This window comes from Actinospineispora spinosispora DSM 44797 (assembly GCF_000429025.1).
Taxonomy (GTDB): domain Bacteria; phylum Actinomycetota; class Actinomycetes; order Mycobacteriales; family Pseudonocardiaceae; genus Pseudonocardia; species Pseudonocardia spinosispora.
On record NZ_KE386836.1, the window covers coordinates 76,731 to 98,784 of the forward strand.

Annotated in this window: 23 protein-coding genes; 17 read left to right on the forward strand and 6 right to left on the reverse strand. The window is 69.1% G+C overall.

Going from position 1 to position 22,054, the window contains the following annotated elements; translation table 11 throughout:
• Positions 1 to 13 precede the first annotated feature (13 nt).
• The 4 genes from clpB (at position 14) to G406_RS0137395 (ending at position 5,772) form a co-directional block, all read left to right on the forward strand.
• Positions 14 to 2,632, forward strand: coding sequence for an ATP-dependent chaperone ClpB (gene clpB, locus G406_RS0137380; protein WP_028937810.1), 2,619 nt, complete (start codon positions 14 to 16; stop codon positions 2,630 to 2,632).
• Between the two features lie 330 nt (positions 2,633 to 2,962).
• Positions 2,963 to 4,324: a hypothetical protein gene (locus G406_RS57525; RefSeq protein WP_156935359.1), complete on the forward strand. Its 1,362-nt coding sequence runs from the start codon at positions 2,963 to 2,965 to the stop codon at positions 4,322 to 4,324.
• Positions 4,321 to 4,839 carry a DUF2247 family protein gene (locus G406_RS54935; RefSeq protein ID WP_051343211.1) on the forward strand — a complete coding sequence of 173 codons (519 nt, stop codon included), beginning with the start codon at positions 4,321 to 4,323 and terminating at the stop codon, positions 4,837 to 4,839. The genes G406_RS57525 and G406_RS54935 overlap by 4 nt, the downstream gene beginning before the upstream one ends.
• Before the next feature lie 30 nt (positions 4,840 to 4,869).
• On the forward strand, positions 4,870 to 5,772 hold the full coding sequence (locus G406_RS0137395; protein ID WP_156935360.1) for a hypothetical protein: 903 nt from the start codon (positions 4,870 to 4,872) through the stop codon (positions 5,770 to 5,772).
• A gap of 169 nt (positions 5,773 to 5,941) precedes the next feature.
• On the opposite strand, the gene G406_RS0137400 is transcribed toward G406_RS0137395, so the two are convergent.
• Positions 5,942 to 6,637, reverse strand: coding sequence for a DUF2848 domain-containing protein (locus G406_RS0137400; protein ID WP_037080675.1), 696 nt, complete (start codon positions 6,635 to 6,637; stop codon positions 5,942 to 5,944).
• Between the two features lie 28 nt (positions 6,638 to 6,665).
• Here G406_RS0137400 and G406_RS0137405 point away from each other — a divergent pair, with 28 nt between their 5' ends.
• On the forward strand, positions 6,666 to 7,973 hold the full coding sequence (locus tag G406_RS0137405; RefSeq protein WP_028937815.1) for an MFS transporter: 1,308 nt from the start codon (positions 6,666 to 6,668) through the stop codon (positions 7,971 to 7,973).
• On the opposite strand, the gene G406_RS0137410 is transcribed toward G406_RS0137405, so the two are convergent.
• Positions 7,945 to 8,604: a GntR family transcriptional regulator gene (locus G406_RS0137410; RefSeq protein WP_028937816.1), complete on the reverse strand. Its 660-nt coding sequence runs from the start codon at positions 8,602 to 8,604 to the stop codon at positions 7,945 to 7,947. The genes G406_RS0137405 and G406_RS0137410 overlap by 29 nt on opposite strands.
• 35 nt (positions 8,605 to 8,639) lie before the next feature.
• Here G406_RS0137410 and G406_RS0137415 point away from each other — a divergent pair, with 35 nt between their 5' ends.
• From G406_RS0137415 to G406_RS0137470, 11 genes are all read left to right on the forward strand, one after another.
• On the forward strand, positions 8,640 to 9,428 hold the full coding sequence (locus G406_RS0137415; protein ID WP_028937817.1) for a carbon-nitrogen hydrolase family protein: 789 nt from the start codon (positions 8,640 to 8,642) through the stop codon (positions 9,426 to 9,428).
• Positions 9,429 to 9,686: 258 nt separating this feature from the next.
• A complete protein-coding gene (locus tag G406_RS52265; protein ID WP_051343212.1) occupies positions 9,687 to 10,031 on the forward strand; it encodes a YbaB/EbfC family nucleoid-associated protein in 345 nt (114 codons plus the stop codon).
• Entirely contained in the window at positions 10,024 to 10,941 is a 918-nt protein-coding gene (locus tag G406_RS54940) for a WXG100-like domain-containing protein (protein ID WP_051343213.1), read from the forward strand. Before G406_RS52265 ends, G406_RS54940 begins: the two co-directional genes overlap by 8 nt.
• Complete coding sequence (locus G406_RS0137430; protein ID WP_156935361.1) at positions 10,938 to 11,714, forward strand: hypothetical protein; 777 nt, start codon at positions 10,938 to 10,940, stop codon at positions 11,712 to 11,714. The genes G406_RS54940 and G406_RS0137430 overlap by 4 nt, the downstream gene beginning before the upstream one ends.
• Positions 11,711 to 12,574, forward strand: coding sequence for a type VII secretion target (locus G406_RS0137435; RefSeq protein ID WP_156935362.1), 864 nt, complete (start codon positions 11,711 to 11,713; stop codon positions 12,572 to 12,574). The genes G406_RS0137430 and G406_RS0137435 overlap by 4 nt, the downstream gene beginning before the upstream one ends.
• 294 nt (positions 12,575 to 12,868) lie before the next feature.
• Entirely contained in the window at positions 12,869 to 13,483 is a 615-nt protein-coding gene (locus G406_RS0137440) for a hypothetical protein (RefSeq protein ID WP_156935363.1), read from the forward strand.
• Positions 13,484 to 13,538: 55 nt separating this feature from the next.
• Entirely contained in the window at positions 13,539 to 14,501 is a 963-nt protein-coding gene (locus G406_RS58605) for a type III secretion system chaperone family protein (protein ID WP_211241383.1), read from the forward strand.
• A 3-nt stretch (positions 14,502 to 14,504) separates the two neighbouring features.
• Positions 14,505 to 15,269, forward strand: coding sequence for an SDR family NAD(P)-dependent oxidoreductase (locus tag G406_RS0137450; protein ID WP_028937821.1), 765 nt, complete (start codon positions 14,505 to 14,507; stop codon positions 15,267 to 15,269).
• Positions 15,266 to 15,835 carry an orotate phosphoribosyltransferase gene (gene pyrE, locus G406_RS0137455; protein ID WP_028937822.1) on the forward strand — a complete coding sequence of 190 codons (570 nt, stop codon included), beginning with the start codon at positions 15,266 to 15,268 and terminating at the stop codon, positions 15,833 to 15,835. Before G406_RS0137450 ends, pyrE begins: the two co-directional genes overlap by 4 nt.
• A 2-nt stretch (positions 15,836 to 15,837) precedes the next feature.
• The gene (locus G406_RS0137460) at positions 15,838 to 16,500 is read left to right on the forward strand and encodes a TrmH family RNA methyltransferase (RefSeq protein WP_037080683.1); all 663 of its coding nucleotides are present in this window, start codon (positions 15,838 to 15,840) and stop codon (positions 16,498 to 16,500) included.
• Between the two features lie 148 nt (positions 16,501 to 16,648).
• Positions 16,649 to 17,881, forward strand: coding sequence for an alcohol dehydrogenase catalytic domain-containing protein (locus G406_RS0137470; RefSeq protein WP_084216671.1), 1,233 nt, complete (start codon positions 16,649 to 16,651; stop codon positions 17,879 to 17,881).
• A gap of 65 nt (positions 17,882 to 17,946) precedes the next feature.
• Here the strand turns inward: G406_RS0137470 and G406_RS0137475 are convergent, their stop codons facing one another.
• From G406_RS0137475 to G406_RS52280, 4 genes are read right to left on the reverse strand one after another with little or no spacing between them, the layout of a single operon-like run.
• Positions 17,947 to 18,645: a DedA family protein gene (locus G406_RS0137475; RefSeq protein WP_051343263.1), complete on the reverse strand. Its 699-nt coding sequence runs from the start codon at positions 18,643 to 18,645 to the stop codon at positions 17,947 to 17,949.
• A gap of 50 nt (positions 18,646 to 18,695) precedes the next feature.
• The gene (locus tag G406_RS0137480; RefSeq protein ID WP_425414673.1) at positions 18,696 to 19,412 is read right to left on the reverse strand and encodes a DedA family protein; all 717 of its coding nucleotides are present in this window, start codon (positions 19,410 to 19,412) and stop codon (positions 18,696 to 18,698) included.
• Positions 19,413 to 19,440: 28 nt separating this feature from the next.
• Positions 19,441 to 19,644, reverse strand: a complete 204-nt coding sequence (locus G406_RS0137485; protein WP_028937827.1) for a hypothetical protein — start codon at positions 19,642 to 19,644, stop codon at positions 19,441 to 19,443.
• A gap of 1 nt (position 19,645) precedes the next feature.
• Positions 19,646 to 20,218 (reverse strand): RNA polymerase sigma factor, encoded by a 573-nt coding sequence (locus G406_RS52280; RefSeq protein WP_245607371.1) that lies wholly within the window; start codon positions 20,216 to 20,218, stop codon positions 19,646 to 19,648.
• A 296-nt stretch (positions 20,219 to 20,514) separates the two neighbouring features.
• Between G406_RS52280 and fbaA the strand changes: the two genes are divergently transcribed.
• A complete protein-coding gene (gene fbaA, locus G406_RS0137495) occupies positions 20,515 to 21,546 on the forward strand; it encodes a class II fructose-bisphosphate aldolase (RefSeq protein WP_028937828.1) in 1,032 nt (343 codons plus the stop codon).
• The last annotated feature ends 508 nt before the right edge of the window (positions 21,547 to 22,054 follow it).

Consider the following 22,054-nt stretch of genomic DNA (forward strand, 5'->3'; position numbering starts at 1 on the left):
GGAAGCAGCGAGGATGGACTCGTTCAACCCCACCACCAAGACCCAGCAGGCCGTGTCCGCCGCGGTGCAGGCCGCGACCCTCGCGGGCAACCCGGACGTCGGCCCCAGCCACCTGCTCGGTGGGCTGCTCGCGCAGGCCGACGGCATCACCGTGCCGCTGCTCGAAGCTGTCGGCGCCGACCCGGCCGCTGTGCGCGCCGAGCTGACCCAGCTCGGCAACCGGCTGCCGTCGGCCGCCGGAGCGACGGTCAGCGCACCTCAGCTGAACCGGGACGCGGTCGCCGCGCTGAGCACCGCGCAGCGCCTCGCCACGGAGATGGGCGACGAGTACGTCTCGACCGAGCACCTGCTCGTCGGTCTCGCCTCCGGCCGCGACGCGGTCGGCCAGCTGCTGCAGCGGGGCGGCGCCACCGAGGACGCGCTCAAGGAGGCGTTCACCAAGGTGCGCGGCTCCACCAGGGTCAGCACCCCCGACCCGGAGAGCACCTACCAGGCGCTCGAAAAGTACGGCGTCGACCTCACCGAGCGCGCCCGCAAGGGCGAGCTGGACCCGGTGATCGGCCGGGACACCGAGATTCGCCGGGTCGTGCAGGTGCTGTCCCGGCGCACCAAGAACAACCCGGTACTGATCGGTGAGCCCGGCGTCGGCAAGACCGCGATCGTCGAGGGCCTCGCGCAGCGCATCGTCGCCGGTGACGTGCCGGAGTCGCTGAAGGGCAAGCGGGTCGTCTCGCTCGACCTCGGCTCGATGGTGGCCGGCGCGAAGTACCGGGGCGAGTTCGAGGAGCGGCTCAAGGCCGTCCTCAAGGAGATCACCGACTCGGCCGGTGAGGTCGTCACGTTCATCGACGAGCTGCACACGATCGTCGGCGCGGGCGCGTCCGGCGAGGGCGCGATGGACGCCGGCAACATGATCAAGCCGATGCTGGCGCGCGGTGAGCTGCGCATGGTCGGCGCGACGACCCTCGACGAGTTCCGCGAGCGCATCGAGAAGGACCCGGCACTGGAACGCCGGTTCCAGCAGGTCTTCGTCGGCGAGCCGTCCGTCGAGGACAGTGTCGGCATCCTGCGCGGGCTCAAGGAGCGCTACGAGGTGCACCACGGTGTGCGCATCACCGACACCGCGCTGGTCGCCGCCGCGACGCTGTCCGACCGCTACATCACCGCCCGCTTCCTGCCGGACAAGGCGATCGACCTGATCGACGAGGCCGCGTCCCGGCTGCGCATGGAGATCGACTCGCGTCCCGTCGAGATCGACGAGGTGGAGCGTTCGGTGCGTCGCCTGGAGATCGAGGACATGGCGCTGGCCAAGGAGGACGACCCGGCGTCGGCACAGCGGCTCACCGCGCTGCGTGCCGAGCTGGCCGAGAAGCGGGAGGCGCTGTCCGCGCTGACCGCCCGCTGGCAGAACGAGAAGACCGCGATCGAGTCCTCCCGTGAGCTGAAGGAACAGCTGGAGGGCCTGCGCGGCGAGGCGGAGCGCGCGGAACGCGACGGTGACCTCGGTCGCGTCGCGGAGCTGCGCTACGGCCGGATCCCGCAGCTGGAGAAGGAGCTCGCCGCCGCCGACGCACTGTCGGCGAAGAAGGAAGAGCTCATGCTCAAGGAGGAGGTCGGCCCCGATGATGTGGCAGACGTCGTGTCGGCGTGGACCGGCATCCCCGCCGGGCGGCTGCTCGAAGGGGAGACGGCCAAGCTGCTGCGCATGGAGGAGGAGCTGGGTCGCCGGGTGATCGGTCAGACCGAGGCGGTGCGCGCGGTGTCCGACGCGGTGCGCAGGGCACGGGCCGGTGTCGCCGACCCGAACCGTCCGACCGGCTCGTTCCTGTTCCTCGGCCCGACCGGTGTCGGTAAGACGGAGCTGGCCAAGGCGCTCGCCGAGTTCCTGTTCGACGACGAACGGGCCATGGTCCGCATCGACATGTCGGAGTACAGCGAGAAGCACAGCGTCGCCCGGCTGGTCGGCGCGCCCCCCGGGTACGTCGGCTACGACCAGGGTGGTCAGCTGACCGAGGCGGTCCGTCGGCGTCCGTACACCGTGGTGCTGCTGGACGAGGTCGAGAAGGCGCACCCCGACGTGTTCGACGTGCTGCTCGCGGTGCTCGACGACGGACGGCTGACCGACGGCCAGGGCCGCACGGTCGACTTCCGCAACACGATCCTGGTGCTGACCTCGAACCTCGGCACGCAGGTGCTGTTCGACAGCGCGGAGCAGGACCTGGCCGCGCGCAAGGAGGCGGTGCTGCGGGTCGTGCGGGGCCACTTCAAGCCGGAGTTCCTGAACCGGCTCGACGACATCGTCGTCTTCGAGGCGCTGTCGACCGAGGAGCTCGTGCACATCGTCGACATCCAGCTCGCCCAGCTGGCCAAGCGTCTCTCGGCGCGCCGGCTCACCCTCGACGTGTCGGACTCCGCGCGCGAGTGGCTGGCGATGAACGGTTTCGACCCGCTGTACGGCGCACGTCCGCTGCGCAGGCTGGTCCAGACCGCGATCGGCGACGCGCTGGCGAAGGCGCTGCTGGCCGGCGAGATCACCGACGGTGACACGGTCCGCGTCGACGGCGGCAGCTCGCTGCTCGACAACGCCGGTGGCGGCCTGACGGTCGGCAAGTCCCTGAAGGCAGCCGTCTAGAACCCTCGTGAGTGGTACGGGCGCCTATAGGCGCCCGTACCACTCACGACCGGCGGTGCGCGGCCCGCGCCGGGGAGCTTCTCAGGCACTTCGCAGCCCCTGATGTCGTGTCGCAGACACTGCAGTATCTGCGACACGACATGAAGCTCTGCGAGGCGAGGCGGCTCTGCTGCTTCCGGCCTCAACGGGCGTTGGCATACAGCGGCCGAGCTCGAGGCAAGCTGGCTGATTGCTCCTCTTCACCATTTCCGTTTTCGCCACGAGGATGCCGGTCGCTCGACTACGCTATCTCTGATATCGGAGCTGGTGCTTGCGTGGGGGGAGCTGTCGATGAAGTCGACCAGGAACGGGCATGGCCGGTCATTGTCCAGGTTCACTGTTCGGTGGGGTGCGGCGTCGGTGTCCTGCGCGGTGGCGGCTGCGCTGGTGGGCTCGGCCGTTCCCCAGCAGGCGTCGAGCGTCGGTGGCGTGCATCTGTCCGCGGCGGTGGCTTCGCTGCACGTGTCCGCTGATCCCGGTGGTGGTCCAGGAGGCGGCGACAACGATCCCGGAGGGCAGGTCCCGGCCGGACCGCGTGCCAAGCCAGACAACGGCGGAACCGGAAACTCCGGCAAGGACAGCTCACCCACCACCCCGGATGCAGGCCCTGAAAAGCCGAAGCCGTCCACCGACACCGGCTCGTCAGCGGACAAGAAAGAAACCGGTGTCGGGCAGCGACCGACCAACGACCCGGCGAAGGGCAGTGTGCCGCAGCACCCGGTCGAGTCGGCGAGGGCCGCCCCGCCACCGCCGCTAGGGGACCCGACCAGGGCGGCTGTTCCGCAGAAACCCGGCACCGTGCCGCAGAACGGCACCCAGCCGTCGGCGGCACCTGCCGCACCCCCGGTTCCTGATGCCGCTCCGCAGGGGCAAGGTACGGAGGGGTGTGTGCCGGGTGCTCCCGGTTGTGCTCCGAAACCGGCACCACCGGCACGGGACGGCGGAGGTTGTGTCGACCCGACCAAGGGTTGCAATTCTGGAGCCGCAGTCGATGACGGCTTCGGCTGGGACGACGCCGGACATTTAGTTCTCGACGGCATCAGCTTCATCCCAGGCGCCAACGTTCCCGCAGCTAGTGTCAATGCTGCCTGGTATACGGCCGAAGGAAATTACCTCGATGCGGGCATTGCTGCTGCGGCGATTGTGCCCGGAGGCAAGTGGGTAACCACCGGTGGAAAGCTGATCGGTAAAGGTGTCACTGCTGCCAAGGATCTCCGCAAGGGTGAAGAGGTCGTTGAAGATGGCGTAAAGGCAGCTGATCAGCTCCCTGGAGTAAGAGCGGCCGGAAGGCCGGGCGAGACTCCTGAAAGCGGTGGCGCTCGCCCTGGGGAACCGCCAACGTCCCCTACTGGGGCTCTGCCTACGCCTGCGCAGGCGCAGCAACTGATCAAGGAGGCCAATCCTGTAGGATCTGCGCGCAAGAGTGATGCGGACCATCGATCTGCAGCCTTCGCCGTAGACGATATTTCCTCTCACGGGTCGGTATTTCGAACGACGGGAGGAGATGGGCGGGAGTACACATTGGTGCAGAAGCCAGGTGAGCTGAATGGCACTCCCGGTCGTTTCGAATGGATGGTCAATGATAGAGGGGAACTCACGCATTCAACGTTTGTTAGGGGTGGCGGTATCAACGGGAAGCCGAACGTTCGATGAGCAGACTGGTTCACTTGCAGATTGAGTCTTCTTTTGCTATTACGCACGGCTATCCTACCGGCGCTGAAATCGGATACGGGCTATCAGAGGGCTGGCTGAGTAGGCGAGATGCCATAGAGATCGCGCTCGCCAAGTATAAGAATGAGGCTCCTCTGTCGCCCGCAGAGGAAGAATTGGCCTTGCTGCTGTCAGATGAAATCCAGCGGGTGGATGATCTGGTGGACGAGCTGCAAGATTCGGACGAGTCGGTCGAGTGTAGGGCGAGATACTGGTTGTACCTGGCTCTGTTCTGGATTTGGGAGAATCGGTCAGAGTACGCTGACCCGCTCAGAGTCATCGAGATGTTGTGGGCAGACTTCGAGTATCCGGATGAGATTCGTGGCCTTATAGGGTTCATGCCGCCAGGCGACTCTGAAATACCAGGGGTGGAGGGTATTGAGCTTCGTTGGCGACGGTATCTTGAGCGAGTTCACGCTGAGTATGAAGAACGTAGTTCGAGCTGGCGGAAAAATTGAATGCCCCTAATGGGTCGAGAAGGTGTCGAGATGTTAACTGATCCGCTTGTATCACTGGATTTCGGCGGGTGGTTTCAGCGCGTTGTAGCGTTATCTCGCCGCAACTTCGCCCGTCTGGTTCCGGCTGCCGCACTCGTAGCTGTCTTGGTGGCGGCCTACATCGTCGCGCTCGTCGCAAGCATGCCGAACTCTGAGGAGATCGACCGCACCTTCACGGAAGCCGGAACCCTGTCCAGTGCTGGCGAGCTGGTGACCGTCTTCTGGGCGCTCGGAGGGCAGCTGGCGGTTACGTTGTTGATCTCTGCGTTGTTGTTCGCCGCGGTCGGCGCCGCTTTCGTGGGTGCGGCGCTGTTCGTGCTCGTTCGCTATGCCAACGGCCAGCCGAGCACGATCGCCCAAGGGCTGTTGTACTCCCGTGATCGGGTCGGAGCGTTCATCGGCTGGGGGCTGCTCGCCGGACTGGTCATGGTCGTGGCGCTCGGCCTTCCCATACTTCCCGGGCTGCTGCTCAACAGCGCGCCGCTCGCCGGAATCGGCGCGATTCTGGGCGCGCTTCTCATGCTTTCCGTGGCAGTGGCCGCCGCGGCCACGTTGCCTGCTGTCGTGATGATCGAGGGCGGCGGTGTCCGACGCTGCCTCGTCTTGATCAAGGGACGGTTCTGGGCCAGCTGCGGGCGACTGTTGGTCGCTGGACTCATCTACGTCGCATACAGCCAGCTCGTCGATCGTCTGGTGATGGGGCTGCTGTCCCTCACGGGCTTCACCGGGCAACTCAGTATCGGTGTGGTGATCGCGGCAATCCTTCAGGCAGTCTTGTTGATTCCGGCCATGGTGGTCGTGCCCGCTGTCTTCCTGGTCACCTACGCGGAACTGCGCTATTGGGAAGACCGCGCCACGACAACCCGTTCGTTGGCTGCGCAGCTGACAGGGTGAGATCAGGCGGAACGACGGGCGATCAGGACGATCTCGGAGTCGTCCTTCCGAGGGCGTCGACGCTCTCGCCGCCGATCTCCGTAGGCACGATGGGGTGTTTGTGGGTCGCGCCAGTGGGGCGGCGTGCACATCCCGTGACCGAGGCAGGCTAGTGCCGTTACGCCCCTCGTCAGCCGATGGGCTCCGGCAGCTGAGCGACCGTGTAGGCGAGGTCGAGAGTGTCGCCGGTGGTCGGGTCGGACAGCTCCACCCGCCAGCGGTCGCTGAACTGGTCGACGCCCGCCAGCATCGCCACGGTGCCGGACAGAAGTACCGTGCCGGGCTTCAGCAGGTCGCGCGAGCGCAGTACGTCGAGCCAGTACGACGGCGGCAGCAGTGCCTCCAGGGTGGCGTCCTGGATGAGCTCGCCGGAGTCGACCCAGGCGCGCAGCCGGATGGCGTCGAGGTGTCCGGAGATGTCGGCGAGCCGCCAGGCGCGGGTGCCGAGTACGTCGAGGCTCGCGTTCTTGCTCCACGCCACGCCGTGCACCTCCAGCGCGCGGTCGGTGTGGTCGCACGCGACGGTGAGCAGCGGGTCGGCGGGATCGTCGCCGATGACCAGCGCCCACTCGGCCTCGCCGGACGTGCGGCCGTGCTGGGCCGGGACGCCCTCGGTCTGCGCGGCCAGGTACGGGGCGACCGGGTACAGCGCGGGCGTCACGGACGGGGCCGGCACGCCGAGCTCGGCCAGCTCGGCGACGTGCGCCGCGACCTCCTCCTGGGCGCGGCCCGTGTATCCGGCGTTGAGCAGGGTGGTCACGGTGACCTCGCGGGTCGAACCGTCGGGCAGGGCGAAGGACAGCATCGAGCTCCAGACGTTGCGCATGCTTGATGTATACAGTAAGTATAAACAGATGGACACCGACCGACGAAGCCTGCGCAAGGCGTTCTTCGCCAGCCTCTCGGGGACTTCCCTGGAGTGGTACGACTTCGCCGTCTACTCGGCGGCCGCCGCTCTGGTCTTCCCGAAGCTGTTCTTCCCGGCCGAGGACCCGCTGACCGGAACGCTGCTCGCGTTCTCCACCTACGCGGTCGGCTACGTGTCCCGGCCGCTGGGTGGAGTGGTGTTCGGCAGGCTCGGCGACGTCATCGGGCGCAAGCAGGTCCTGGTGCTGACGTTGATGCTGATCGGCGCCGCGACCTTCGCGATCGGCCTGCTGCCGGGGTACGCGAGCATCGGCGTCGCCGCACCGATCGCGCTCGTGCTGCTGCGGTTCGCCCAGGGCGTCGGGGTCGGCGGCGAATGGGGCGGCGCGGTACTGCTGTCCAGCGAGTTCGGTGAACCGGGACGCCGCGGCTTCTGGTCGTCGGCAGCGCAGATCGGTCCGCCGGCCGGCAACCTGCTGTCCAACGGTGTGCTCGCGGTGCTCACCGCGACGCTGACCGAGGCCTCGTTCAACTCCTGGGGCTGGCGGCTGGCGTTCCTGCTGTCCGGTGTGCTGGTCGCGTTCGGGCTCTGGATCCGGCTGAAGCTGGAGGACACCCCGGTCTTCGAGGCGCTGCGCGCCGCGGGTGAGCGGCCGACCGCGCCGGTCAGGGAGGTGTTCGCCACCGAGTGGCGTGGGCTGCTGGCCGCCATCCTGAGCCGGATCGGGCCGGACGTCACCTACGCGCTGTTCACCGTGTTCGTCCTGACCTACGGCACCACACACGGCTTCAGTCGGGGTGAGGTGCTCGCCGCGACGCTGCTCGGCGCCACGTTCCAGCTCGGCCTGATCCCGCTGTCCGGCGCGCTGTCGGACCGGGTCAACCGGAGACTTCTGTACGCGGTGGCGACGATCGGCGCGGCGATCTGGCCGTTCGTGTTCTTCCCGCTGATCGACGGCGGCTCGCTGCCGATGCTGATCATCGGGGTGATCGTCGGCCTGGCGCTGCACTCGTTCATGTACGGGCCGCAGGCCGCGTTCGTCACCGAACAGTTCACCCCTCGGCTGCGCTACACCGGCAGCTCGCTCGGCTACACGATCGCCGGTGTGTTCGGCGGCGCGGTCGCTCCGCTGGCATTCGCCGCGCTGCTCGGCAGCTACGCCAGCTGGGTGCCCGTCGCGCTGTACGTACTGGTGGCGTCGCTGCTGACCCTGGCGGGTCTCGCACTCGGCCGCGACCCGGACCCGGGCGCGGAGGAGGAGTTGCTCACGCCTCGAGCAACACCCGCAGGCTGAGCGTCAGATGATCGTCGATCGCGGTGAGTGTCGCGGTCTCGTCGGATGCGGCGAGCGCATCGACGATCCGTTCGTGCTCGGTGCACACCGCGAGCCTGCGGGGCGCCGAGTGGAACACCGCGGTCACCCCGAGCCGGCGCTGACGCACCCGCAGACCGGCGTAGGTCCTGGCCAGCATCGTGTTGCCGGAGGCGTCGATCAGCGCCTGGTGGAACTCCATGTCCCGGTCGATGAACGCCGTGGCGATGTTCAGCCCGTCGGCGCCGCCGGTGTCCTCGGCCAGCCGGCGCTGCTCGATGAGCAGCGTGCGCAGCTGGGACAGCGGCACGGTGTTCTCGGCGAGCGCGCGGATCGCGGAATGGCGTTCCAGGATGCCGCGCAGCTCCAGCAGCTCACGGATCTGCCGGCCGGTCAGCGGTGGCACGTACGCGCCGCGGCCGGGCAGCATCTCGACGAGACCGTCGGCGACGAGCAGCAGCAGCGCCTCCCGGACCGGGGTGCGGGAGACGCCGATCCGGTCGGCGAGCTCGACCTCGTTGAGGAAGGTGCCCTGTACGTTCGGGTCGGCAAGCACGGTCTCGCGCAGGTAGTGCAGGGCGCGATCTCGCCCGGACGTACGAACAGTAGGCATACGATACGTATACACCGATGAATGGAGGACGCCCGGTGCGCATCGGCCTGGCTCAGATCGTGTCCACCCCGGATCCCTCGGAGAACCTCGACCAGATCGCCGAACAGGTGCGCGCCGCGTCGGCGCGGGGCGCCCGGCTCGTGGTGTTCCCCGAGGCGGCGATGTGCTGCTTCGGGGTGCCGCTCGGCCCGGTCGCGGAGCAGCTCGACGGGCCGTGGGCGTCGAAGGTCCGGCAGATCGCCGCCGATGCCGGGGTGACGGTGGTCGCCGGGATGTTCCGCCCGTCCGACGACGGCCGGGTGTTCAACACGCTGCTCGCCACCGGCGGCGGCGTCGAGGCGAGCTACGACAAGATCCACCTGTACGACGCGTTCGGCTTCGCCGAGTCCGACACCGTCGCCGCGGGCGGCGAGCCGGTGACGATCACCGTCGACGGGCTGACGGTCGGCCTCACCACGTGCTACGACCTGCGTTTCCCCGGCCTGTTCCAGAAGCTGGGCGACGCGGGTGCCGTGCTGATCGTCGCGCCCGCCTCGTGGGGCGCGGGTCCCGGCAAGCGCGACCAGTGGGACCTGCTCGTCCGCGCCAGGGCGCTGGACACGACGGCCTACGTCGCGGCCTGCGGGCAGGGCGACCCGACCACGGTGGGGCGCAGCGCGGGCAAGGCACCGACCGGGATCGGCGCGAGCGCGCTCGCCGGTCCGCGTGGCGACATCCTGCACCAGCTCGGCGAGGCCCCCGGCCTGCTGATCGCCGACATCGATCCGGCGGAGGTCGAGTCGGCGCGGAAGGTGATCCCCGTGTTGGCGAACCGCCGCTTCTGAGCGGCACGGTCCGACTCGCACGCCCCCACCCGCGAGTCGGGGCTTCTCGGGCGACTGTGCACACCTTGGTGCTGCGTCGCACATGTCCGGACGTGTGCGACGCAGCACGTGGGTGTGCAAAGTGCAACCCACTCGGGGGTGGGGGTGTGGGATTTCGTGGTGGCGGGCGCGTTGTTGATTGCGGGTGCACTGACATTCGACTGACCAATATTTCCGTTTTCCCTCGAGCGCGGGAGTGGCCCTCCTAACCTTTTCGCCATGGGTGGGACTGAATGGCTGAGGGACTACGAACAGAAGGTCTCCGACATCGGCGCGCGGGCACGGCAGGCTCGGGATGCCCTCGACGGGCTGACCGCGACGGCCAGCGGCGCGATGGGCGCGGTGACCGTGACCGTCACGCCGTCGGGCGTGCTGCGGAGCCTGTCGTTCGGGTCGCGCGCGGATGACCTGAGTCGGCCCCGGCTGGCCGAGGCCGTACTGGAAGCGGTGCGCACGGCGCACGTGGCCGCCGCGAAGAAGTCGGCGGACGCACTCGGGCCGTTGCTCGGCGACTCCGAGGCCGGCAGGTACCTTGCCGCCCAGATCCCTGATGTCGATGGCTGAGGCGCTGAGCACCCAGCTCGTCGAGAGCGAAGGCCCGGGGGTCGCCGAGGGGGCGGGTGTCGTCTCGGACGTGGTGGACGTCTGGGGCTCCCAGAGCGGCGGCGAGTTCGCGGCCAACTCCGCCGTGTACGCGCTCAGCGCCCTCGGTGCGATCAAGGACCCGTTCCAGACCGCCGTGTCCGCCGGCGTCGGCTACCTGATCGAGCACATCGACTTCCTGCGCGAACCACTGGACGCGCTCGCCGGTGATCCGGGCCAGATCGAAGCGCACGCCAAGAGCTGGCAGAACGTTGCCACGACCTTGGAGAAGACGGCCCAGCAACGGTCGGCGGACCTGGGCGCGGTCAGCGGCTGGCAGGGTGAGGCGGCCGACGCCTACCGCAAGGCCGCCGCCGAGCAGGCGAAGACCATCACCGATGCGGCCGGCGCTGCGGATCAGCTCTCCCAGCAGGTGCTCGCCGCGGGTGCGGCTGTCGGCACGGTGCGTGCGTTGATCCGGGACACGATCGCCGACTTCGTGGCGAAGGTCGTCGAAAGGTTGCTCATGGCCGTCGCCACGGCCGTGCCGACCCTGGGCGGTTCTGTCGGCGTCGTCATCGCGGACATCGTCCTGGAAGCCAGTGCGTTGGCCGCCAAGCTCGCGTCGAAGCTCAGCGAGCTGCTCAGCTGGCTGGCGAAGTCGGCGAAGGCGCTGGAAGGCCTGGCCGGGAAGATCGACGATCTCACCAAGGGGCTGGGCAGCGTCGGTGACCGGGCGAGGGCAGCCGCGCCCGGGCACGTCCGGGGAGCGGCGGGCGATCAACTGGCCGACATGAAGAAGGCGGGCGGGCTGCCACTCGACGCCGCCCAGGAATCGTGGAAACAGTACGAGAAGGCGGACACCACGCGTGACGAGTGGAACGAACGATGAGTGACATGCTCGCCGGCCCGGGAGAGGTCGGTCGTTGGCACGCGGCGGCGCCCCGGCTGCTTGTGGTGTGTGGAGTGCTGGTCGCCGTGGGGTACCTCGGAGTTCGGCTTCAGCTGGGCCCGGGATCCTGGCCCAGAGCAGTGATCCTGTCCGTGACGTTCGGGCTCGTCCTGCCGGCGTTCTGGCTGCTCGTCATGCGGTATCAACCGGTCAAGTGGGGAAACGCCGGCCTGGTGGCCGGATTCTCGATCCCGCTCGGCATCGTCGTCGTGCCCTACGGGCGCCATGCTCCGGGATGGGTCTTCCCGACGGGGGTGGCGCTGGGTGCGGCGGGTGCGTGGGTGGTCCGGCGGCAGTTCCTCCACATCCGCCAGGCCTGGTTGAGGCCTCTGGCACCGGACCTGGCGGGTATGCCGGTGACCTTCGACGTTCCGCTCGCGCACAGGGCTGGCACGCTCCAGTTCCGGCCCGAGGGGATCAAGTGTGGCGTCATCCCGGGGAGCAATGCGGTGGTTGTTCAAGGGGATGACGGACAGGCTCCGTTCGGGTGGGGCGAGATCTCCCGGGCCGAGCTCGGCGAGCTCACCGTGGCGGAGCAGACCGGGCCCGCCGTGCGCATCGTGCTGGCGCGAGGTCGCCAGCTGGTGCTGCCGGTCGACGAGGCGCACGGGATCGCCGCGATCATCGCCGCGAGGATCGGTCCGCGAGCCGTCCCGTCGCTTCCTCCGCCCGCCGGCTGGCGACCGGCCGCGATCGTGGAGAGCCCGCGATGAGTGGTCACGCCATGTGGAACGTCGAGGAACTGCAGTCGCACGCCGAGAGTGTCGGGACGATCGCGCAGAACGTCAGCGGCGCCGCGAAGGTCGGGCAACCGATGTCCGGAAGTGCCTACGGGATCATCGGGCAGATGTTCGCCGGGCAGGTGATCGCCACGGACAGCAGCGTGTCCGCCTCGGTGGGAAAGCTGGCCCAGGACGTGCGGGACCACCAGACCTCCCTGCGGGCGAGCATGCGCGCCTATCAAGAGGTGGAACGCGAACACACCGAGGCGTTCCAGAAGATGCATCAGACCGCGAAGCCATCACCCCGGGTGAGCGGCCAGCCGGCGTCCGGCGGCCCGTCGTCGAAGGGCACGGCCGCCGGTGGCGGTTCGGCGGGGGAGGCTCTGGGCGGGTCACCGTCCGGCGCGGAGAAGCAGGACGGCACTCTCAAGCCCACCGCGGCGTCGAAGGACGGCAAGGAAACCAAGGCCGATCTGAACGAGATGGGTGGCCGGCTCGACACGCTCGACAGCCGGTTGGACAAGCTGGAGGACGAGCAGGACAAGCTCGACGAGGAACATCGGCGGCTCGAACGTGAGCTACGCCGCGAGGGCCTCGCTCCGGCCGAGCGAGAGGGGCTGGAGCGTCAGCTCCAGGGTGTGGAACGCGAGCAGGAGAAGCTGCAACGGCTGCACGACAAGCTGGCCGGCGATTACGACACGCTGCAGGGCAGGTACGACCGCCTCGACCAGCAGCTCGGCAGGCCGGGCGGGGCGGAGCCCACCGAGGACGAGCTGGCCGAGGGCATGGATCGGCGCCCGCTCAACGCGATCGAACAGGCGCTGCTCGGGACCGGCGAGCGCGCCACATGACCTCGGTACAGAGCACAGCGCTCCCCGACGGCCCGGGGATGCTGGTCCGGTGGGTGCTGACGTTGCCGTGGCTGATGGTCGCTTTCGGGCTGCCAACGGTGATGATCGTCTTTGCTGTGCTTGGGCAGCGTGATGCCCCTGGCCGGGCGACCATGCCGATCTCACTCCTCGGCTGGACTCTGCTGGTCTTCCTCGGACTGGTGCTCATGCGGAGGGTGCCGGAATGGTGGGGTGCGCTCGGCGGCGTATTGGGCTTCTTCGGCGGCATGGGCGGCCGGCCGTGCCGGTTGGTGGTTGACGAATCCGCTGGGCCTGGACCTCGCTGTGTCCAGGAAACAGGTCGCCATCGAGGTCGCCGGAGGCGCCGCGCTGCTGCTGGATCCGGACGGTGCCGAGTATCGAGTCGCCGGCAACGTATGGGGGACTCTCCCGGAGCGGGCGTTTCACTGGAACGAGGTTCGGAAGATCGATCGATGTATCGGTCCTCGGGACAAGGACACCGGCAGCCTGCTGCGCGCGGTCCGGTTCAGTTTCCTGGATCGGAGCCGGTCAGTGGTTGTACCTGTGGCAGCGACCGTGGACGTGGACGAGGTGGTCGCGTACTGCACAGCCCTGGCTAGCAGACCCGGCCCACCGCTGTGGCAGGTGCGGATCAAGGCGGCAGCGGAGTCGACCAACTCAGGACCGGAACGGCTGTGCAAGATTCATCCGTACGCCTCACTGGTCGCGATTCTTGTGCTGGTCTACTTCACGGTCCAGATGGTGAACTTCGGAGACTGGGGCGATTGGCAGATGGCTGTGAGGATCGGCTGGGTGGCCACCGGGCTGTGGGTGATCGCACAGAGTGTGCAATTGCGCTCCGCGCTGCGGAAGCTGGGTGATCGTCGCCCGTTCGGTGCGCCGGAGTAGGACACACTCCGTTCGGGTCCGGCGGTTTCGGACTCACCACCGTTAGGGTGACGCGGTGGGTATTCCGACTTCGGTGTGGTTCATCATCGCCGCGGTCGCGCTCGTGCTCGGACTGTTGATGTTGCGGGCGGCACAGCGCACCGGCGGTGCCCAGCCGCGTGACCGGCGGCGTTGGGCGCAACAGAAGGAATGGGAGTACCTGGACAGCGATCCGGTGCTCCCGAGCAGGTGGCGTTACGGGACGATCCACCAGGGTGGGCCCGGTGTGGCGCGCAACCTGGTGACCGGTTCCGTGCCGACCGCCGAGGGTCGCCGGCTGGTGTACGTGTTCGACCACGAGCAGGCCGGGAGGCTCAGCTCGGTGGTCGCGGCAGTGCAGCGCCGGTCCGCGATGAAGGGTGCGTTCGAGCTGCGGCTCCCGTCGGCTCCGCTCCCCGACGACGCGGGGCTGGACCTGCTGGAACCGGTCGGCCAGCGCTATGCGTTCGTGTCCGACGCCGCCGCGATCCGACCGTTGATCACGCCTCGGCTGATCCGCGCCGCCGACGCGATCGGTGACGACGTCGAGCTGCTGTGGGGCGAGGACTCCTGGGTGCTGTGCACCGCGCCGCTCGACTACGCGCCCGACCAGCTGCAGGACCTGCTGGACCAGCTCGTCGAGGTCGCGGGCGCGCTGGAGGAAGCGGCCAAGGGCGGCGGTGCCGCGCCGAGGGCCCGCGCGGAGACCCGTACCGAGCTGCCCGCCGCCGAGGCGACCCAGGCGGCGGCACCCCCGGAGCCGAAGCCGGAGCCGACCGCCGAGAGTTCGCCCGGCGCCTCCGGCGGCTCGTCAGCCGCGGCCGGTTGGGCTCGCTCGCTGTCGTCGCGGTCCTCGACGGTCCGGCCGTTGCGTCCGACGGTGACCAGGCTGCCGAACAAGGCGGCCACCGAGAAGGGCGACGACACTCCGGACGGCGACTCGGACGACGAGAAGTCACGCACATCGGACGCCGGGCGGTCCACGGACAGTCGATCCTGACGCGTGTCTCCCGACCGACGCACGGCGTTGATCACCGGGGCGAGTTCCGGTATCGGCGCCGCATTCGTCCGTCGGCTCGCTGTGGACCACGATGTGCTGGTGCTCGTCGCGCGTGACGAAACCCGGCTGCGGCAGTGGGAGCAGCGGGTCCCCGCGACCGTCGAGGTGCTCGCCGCCGACCTGGCGACCCCCGAGGGTCGCGCCGCTGTCGAGGCACGGGTGGCCCAGGGCGTCGACACGCTGGTGAACAACGCCGGGCTGGGGCTGTCCGGTCCGTTCGTCGGGCACGACATCGAGACGCTGCAGCACCAGCTGGACGTCAACGTGACCAGCGTGCTGCGACTGACCCACGCCGCGTTGCCCCCGATGATCGCTCGCGGATCGGGTGCGGTGATCAACGTGTCCAGCGTCGCGGGATTCTTCGGCAGCCGCAGCGCCGGGTACGGCGCGAGCAAGGCCTGGGTCACGACGTTCAGCGAAGGGCTGGCGATCGCGTTGAACGGGACCGGTGTGCGGGTACAGGCACTGTGTCCGGGGTTCGTGCGCACCGAGTTCCACGAGCGGGCCGGGATGGACGTCGGTAGCCGCACCGGACCACTCTGGTTGGATGCCGATCGGGTGGTGAGCGACAGCCTCGCCGACCTGGCTCGCGGGCGCGTCGTCTCGGTGCCGAGCCTCACGTACAAGATTCTGGTGGGAGTGATCGACCTGATGCCCAGGCGTGTGACGGGTGCGGTGCTGCGGCGATTCGACAGGAGGGACCGTTGAGCGTGGGTGGCGGTGCGGCGGACCGGGACCGCGAGGAACTCGCCCAGCTGGTGCGTGAGCTGGCGGTGGTGCACGGCAAGGTCACGCTGTCCTCCGGCGCCGAGGCCGACTACTACGTCGACCTGCGCCGCGCGACTCTGCACCATCGGGCGTCGCCGCTGATCGGGCGGTTGATGCGGGTTCTGACGGCGGACTGGGAGTTCGACGCGGTAGGCGGACTGACGCTGGGCGCCGACCCGGTGGCGACGTCGATGCTGCACGCGGCGGCGGCCGAGGGTGTCGCGCTGGACGCGTTCGTGGTGCGCAAGGAAGCCAAGCAGCACGGGATGCAGCGGCTCATCGAGGGCCCGGACATCGTGGGGCGGCGGGTCCTGGTCGTCGAGGACACCTCGACCACCGGTAGCTCACCGCTGACCGCCGCGCGGGCGGCCAGGGAGGCGGGCGCGACGGTGGTCGGCGTCGCCACCGTGGTCGACCGGGACACCGGCGCGCGGCAGATTCTCGAGGCGGAAGGCCTGGCGTACCGGACCGTGCTCGGTCTCGCCGACCTGGACCTTCCCTCCTGACCGTGACACCGGAGCACGAAGACGTCGCCGGGCCGACCGAGTGGACGGCGGGCGAACCGGTCGGCGTCGGACCGTGGCCCGGCGACTGGCCGGACGATCCGCGCTACGACCCCGAGCTGCTGCGCGACGGGGACCGTCGCAACGTCGTGGACGCCTACCGGTACTGGCGGCGGCCCGCGATCGTCGCCGACATCGACGCTCGGCGGCACCCGTTCCACGTGGCGATCGAGAACTTCGGACACGACCACAACATCGGCACCGTCGTGCGTACCGCCAACGCGTTCGCCGCCGCCGAGGTGCACATCGTCGGGCGGGCCCGCTGGAACCGGCGCGGCGCCATGGTCACCGACCGGTACCAGCACTTGCGCCACCACCCGACGGTCACCGACCTGCTGACGTTCGCGCGCGAGCGGGACCTGGTCGTCGTGGCCGTCGACAACGTGCCGGGGGCGGTGCGGCTGGAACGCGCTGAGCTGCCCCGCAACTGTCTGCTGCTGTTCGGGCAGGAAGGGCCGGGGGTCTCGGCGGACGGCCGCGACGTCGCCGCGATGACGGTGTCGATCGCGCAGTTCGGTTCCACACGGTCGATCAACGCGGGCGTCGCGGCGGGTGTGGCGATGCACACCTGGGTCCGCCAGCACGCCGACCTCGACGCCGCCTGGTAACCCCTCCCCGCGAGTCGGGGCTCTCAGCACACCGAGTCGGGCGTGTCAGTACACCTCCCTGTGCTGAAATCCGCGATTCGGTGTGCTCACCTGCTCGACTCGCCGGTACGATGACGCTAGAACGATCTATCTAGCGCGGAGGTAGGCGATGGGGACACGATTTCGGCCTCGGGGGTTCATTCGGCGGACCGCGACCGGGCTCTCACCCGCCGCTGCCGCCGCGGGACGGGCCGCGGTGGAACGTGACCTCGGTGCCCGGGCTTCCCGGCTGGTCGAGGCCGCGTCCGATCGGCTGCGGGAACGTCGCCATCCGAGCAGGCCCACCATGCGTGCGTTGGTCATGGCCGGCGGCGGACGGCTGGCCTGGCGCACCGTTCCCGCGCCGCCGCCACCCGGGCCGGACGGCGCGCTGGTCCGGCCCATCGCGGTCGCCACCTGTGACCTCGACCGGGCGCTCGCCCTCGGCGCCACGCCGTTCCCGCTGCCGGTGAACATGGGGCACGAATGCGTCGCGGAGGTACTGGCGGTCGGCGACAACGTGACGAGTGTTCGTCCTGGTCAGCAGGTCTGCGTGCCGTTCCAGATCAACTGCGGGGCGTGCGTGAAGTGCCTCGCCGGACACACCAGCAACTGCCTCGCGGTGCCGCCGCTGTCGATGTACGGCTTCGGCGCCGGCGGCGGGCACTGGGGCGGGGCGCTCGCCGAGCAGCTCGCCGTGCCCTACGCCGACGCGATGCTGCTGCCGCTGCCGGACGGTGTCGAGCCGGTCGCCGCCGCGAGCGTGTCGGACACCATCTGCGACGCCTACCGGCACATCGGCCCGCACCTGCCGGCGATGCTGCGCCGCGACCCGGACACCGAGGTACTCATCATCGCCGCGTTCACCCCGCGTGCGCTGTTCGCCGCGAGCGTTCCGCTGTACGCGGGACAGGTCGCGCTCGCGCTGGGTGCGCGGCGGGTCCGGCTGGTCGACGTGCGGCCGCACGTGCGCGCGGCGGCGCAGCGGCTCGGCATCACCGCGCTGCGGCCGTCCGAGCTGCGCCGGGTGCCGCCGGCCCCACTCGTGGTGGCCGCCAGCGCCACCTCACGGGGGATGTGGGAGGCGATGAAGAAGACCGCGCCGGACGGTGTGTGCAGCAGCGTCGGCGGGCTCTATCGGGCCGGTCGGATGCCGATGGCGCTGCTGTACGGCCGCAACGCGTCGCTCAGCGTGTCCAGGACGCACGCCCGCGCGCTCATGCCGGAGGTCTTGGAGCTCATGGCGACCGGCCGGTTCCGGCCGGAGGAGGTCGTCACGACGCGGGGCACGTTCGACCAGGCGCCCCGGCTGCTCGGTGAGCACTATCGCGGCGATGACATCAAGACGATCGTGACCGCCTGACGAAAACCGGAACCCGCCGAAGGCGCGACTCGCGCCGCGGAATCTCCCGACTCGCGCCGCGGAATCTAGCGACTCGCGGGGGCCTCGGCGGGGTCGGCGTCGTCGACCGGCTTGCGCATCTCCTGGCGGAACCGGTAGAGGCCGTAGCCGGTGCCGACCACGAAGAAGACGACCGAGCCGATCATGACCGCCTGGTTCAGCCAGGGCACCATCGCCAGCAGGCCCGCGCCGTAGTAGCCGATCATCACCAGCGTCGGCACCCACAGCGCCGCGCCGAGGGCGTTGGCCAGCAGGTAGCGGCGGGGATCCATGTGCGCGGCGCCGGCGATCATCGGCGCCAGCGTGCGCACCCACGGGATCCAGCGCGCGACCGCGACCGCCCAGAACCCCCAGCGGTCGAAGAACAGCCTGGCCCGTTCGAGGTTGGCCCGGTTGAGCAGCTTGCCGTCCTTGCGGGCGAGGATCGCCGTCCCGGTCTTGCGGCCGATCAGGAACCCGACCTGGTTACCGGCGATCGCGGCGATCGTCGCGGCGAACACCAGCGCCCACGCGCTGCTGTCCGCACCGTGCGCGGCCAGCACCACGCCGGCCGCGAACAGCAGCGAGTCACCGGGCAGGAACAGCCCGATGATGAACGCACACTCGAGGAAGACGAACGACAGCACGATGACCCAGACCGTGGTCGGAGCCGCGCGCTCGAGGAAACCGGGAATCTCCGGCGCATGCGGATGGTGCGCGGCCAGAGAGGAGAGAGGATCGACCATGCCGGCGGAACCGCTGATGGCCGCCAGCACAGTGCTCACGATGCCCCAGACTACCTGTCCGCGGCGCTCGCGCGCTGTGACGCGCGTTCGCGGCGGGCCTTGACGAACTCGAAGATGATCGGGATGAGCGACACGAGGACCACGAGGATCAGCATCAGCTCGATGTGGTCGCGCACCACGGCGAACCCGCCGAGCCAGTAGCCGAGCAGGGTGACCCCGGCGGCCCAGGCGATGCCGCCGATCAGCGAGTAGGTCAGATAGCGCCTCGCGTCCATCTTGGCGACACCGGCCATGACGGTCAGGAAGGTGCGCACGATCGGCACGAATCGGCCCAGCACGACGGCCCGGTTGCCGTACTTCTCGAAGAACTCGTGTGTCTTGTCCACGTACTCGGCCTTGAACAACCGCGAGTTGGGCCGCTGGAAGATGGGCGGACCGGCCGCCCTGCCGATCCAGTAGCCGCAGATGTTGCCGAGCATCGCGGCGACCACCAGCACCGTGCAGACCAGCCACAGCGGCTCGGCGATGGCGCCGGTGGCGACGAACAGCCCGGCGGTGAACAGCAGCGAGTCGCCCGGCAGGAAGAACCCGACCAACAGGCCGCACTCGGCGAACACGATCAGGCAGACGCCTACGATCGCCCACGGCCCCATGGCCGTGACCAGCGAGTTCAGCAGGTAGCTCGGGTCCAGCCACTTCGGGCCCAGCGCAAGGACCTGCGTCTGGACCAGTGCTGACGCGACCGGGCTCGCTGCGATGAGACTCACGGCGCACACGGTACCGGTAGGTGGATCTCTACCCGCTGAAGGCCGGGAGGGTGCCCGGCATGAAGATCGAGACGAGCGCGAGCACGACACCGATCAGGACGCCGACCAGCAGTGCGATGAGCAGCACCCAGCCGGTCGGGAACGGCTTCGGCGGTGGGGGAGGCATCCGGCCACCCATCGGCCTGCCCGCCTGCGCGCGCAGCGCCTGTGACACAGCTCGCTCCGGGTCCATCTCAGGCGCCTCGCCCGAAGTCGAACGAGTCGGAGTCGACCGGATCGGCCGCCCGCAGGACCTTCTCCACCGACGCCAGCGCCCGGCTCGCGGTCGACTTCACCGCACCCTTGCTGATGCCGGTCGTCTCCGCGATCTCGGCTTCGCTCATGCCGGCGTAGTAGCGAAGGACCAGCACCTCACGCTGCCGCGCCGGGAGCTGACGCAGCGCCACCACCACGGCCTGGTGCTCGACGGACAGGATCGCGAGCGACTCGGCGGACCGGGCGTTGACCATGTGCGGCGGCACGTAGTCGCGCGCGGTGCGCCGCCTGCGCAGCACCGAACGAGAGCCGTTGACCACCGCGGTACGCAGGTAGCCGAGAGCGGCCTGCTCGTCGCGCAGCCCGCCCCAGTGCCGGTGCAGACCGGTGAAGGCCTCCTGTACGACGTCCTCCGCGGTGGCCTGCTGGTCGACCAGCAGAACCGCCAGCCGGACCAGCCGCGCACGGTGCTCCGCGTACAGATCGGCGAGGGTCTTGGGCGCGTCGCTGTCACCGGCGGTAGTGTCAGGGTTACTGTCCGGCACCGGGATCGGCTCGGCACGGGCCTGCTCCGGCACGATCGGATGGCCCGGCTGCGCGGGGGTTCCCGAGGCCGGGGCTGCGTCGATACGCCGCTGCCTGGTGAGGGTGCGCTCGACGAGCCCTTCTATGCGGTCCGTCTTCACCCGTCCGACTGTAGTAGTCGCCCCCGACGGCTCTTCGGGCACCGGCTCCATGCGCAAATTCCCCTCGGGTCACGCCAAGCCCGTTGCCGATATACGCGACTACGCGATACTGGGCCCTGATCAGTTGACAGAGTCAGTTACCCGAGCAGGACGGTAGCCCAATGCCGATCGCGACCCCTGAGGTCTACAACCAGATGCTGGACGCCGCGAAGGCCGGCGACTACGCCTTCCCGGCGATCAACGTGACGTCCTCGGAGACACTGAACGCCGCGCTGCGTGGATTCGCCGAGGCGGAGAGCGATGGAATCGTCCAGGTGTCCACCGGCGGCGCGGAGTTCCTGTCCGGAACCCGCGTCAAGGAAATGGCGGCCGGCGCCGCCGCGCTCGCCGAGTTCGCGCACTCGATCGCGGCGAAGTACCCGGTGAACGTGGCACTGCACACCGACCACTGCCCCAAGGACAAGCTGGACGGTTTCGTCCGGCCGCTCATCGCGATGAGCGCGGAGCGCGTGGCGCGCGGAGAGAACCCGCTGTTCCAGTCGCACATGTGGGACGGCTCCGCCGTCGAGCTGCACGAGAACCTGGCGATCGCCGAGGAGCTGCTCGGCGCCGCGAGCAAGGCGAAGATCATCCTCGAGGTGGAGATCGGCGTCGTCGGCGGCGAGGAGGACGGCGTCGCCAACGAGATCAACGAGAAGCTCTACACCGCACCCGGCGACTACGCCGCGACGATCGACGCCCTCGGCATCGGCGAGAAGGGCCGGTACCTGCTGGCCGCGACGTTCGGCAACGTGCACGGCGTGTACAAGCCCGGCAACGTCAAGCTCCGCCCCGAGATCCTCAAGCAGGGCCAGGACGTGGCGATCGAGAAGCTCGGCCTGCCCGCCGGCTCGAAGCCCTTCGACCTGGTCTTCCACGGCGGCTCCGGTTCGCTGCCCGAAGAGATCAAGGAGGCGGTGAGCTACGGCGTGGTCAAGATGAACGTCGACACCGACACCCAGTACGCGTTCACCCGGCCCATCGCGACGCACATGTTCACCAACTACGACGGCGTGCTCAAGATCGACGGTGAGGTAGGCAACAAGAAGGTCTACGACCCGCGCTCCTACCTCAAGGAAGCCGAGCTGTCGATGGCCGACCGCATCGTCCTCGCCTGCCAGAACCTGAACTCGGCGGGTAAGAAGCTGGGTTAGCTCATCGGCGGGCCCGCTGTGCTCACTGGCTGGCCTCCGCGCGTCGTAAGTTTCCGGTTGGGACCCCGCTCCGCTTCGCTCCGGGGGCCCGCAACCGGAAACTTGGGCGGCTTCGCCGGTCGCTTCGCTCCGGCTTCGCTGCCCTCGCTTGACGCGCGCTTGTCTGGTCGCGTTCTGCGTCGCCTGTTGCGTTTTTGCAGTGCTTCGCACTGAACCCCCTTCGGGGAGACTCGCGGAGCGGACCTCGCGCACTTCGCGCACTTCGCAGAGGTTCTGGCGCACCTCGCAGACCCACGTGTTGTGTCGCAGATGTTGGAACATCTGCGACACGACACGAAGCTCTGCGAAGTCACCCCGCCCCCACCCCTCCCGGGGCGCGCTGCAGCCGGCGGGGCGCGGCGCAGCCGTGACCCTGTGGGCGCGCAGACTGCCCCCGTCCCCGCGATCCTGGCCCGCACTTGGCGTGGGTGGGTGGTGTCAACCCTGAAACCTCGCCCCCGAACCCGTG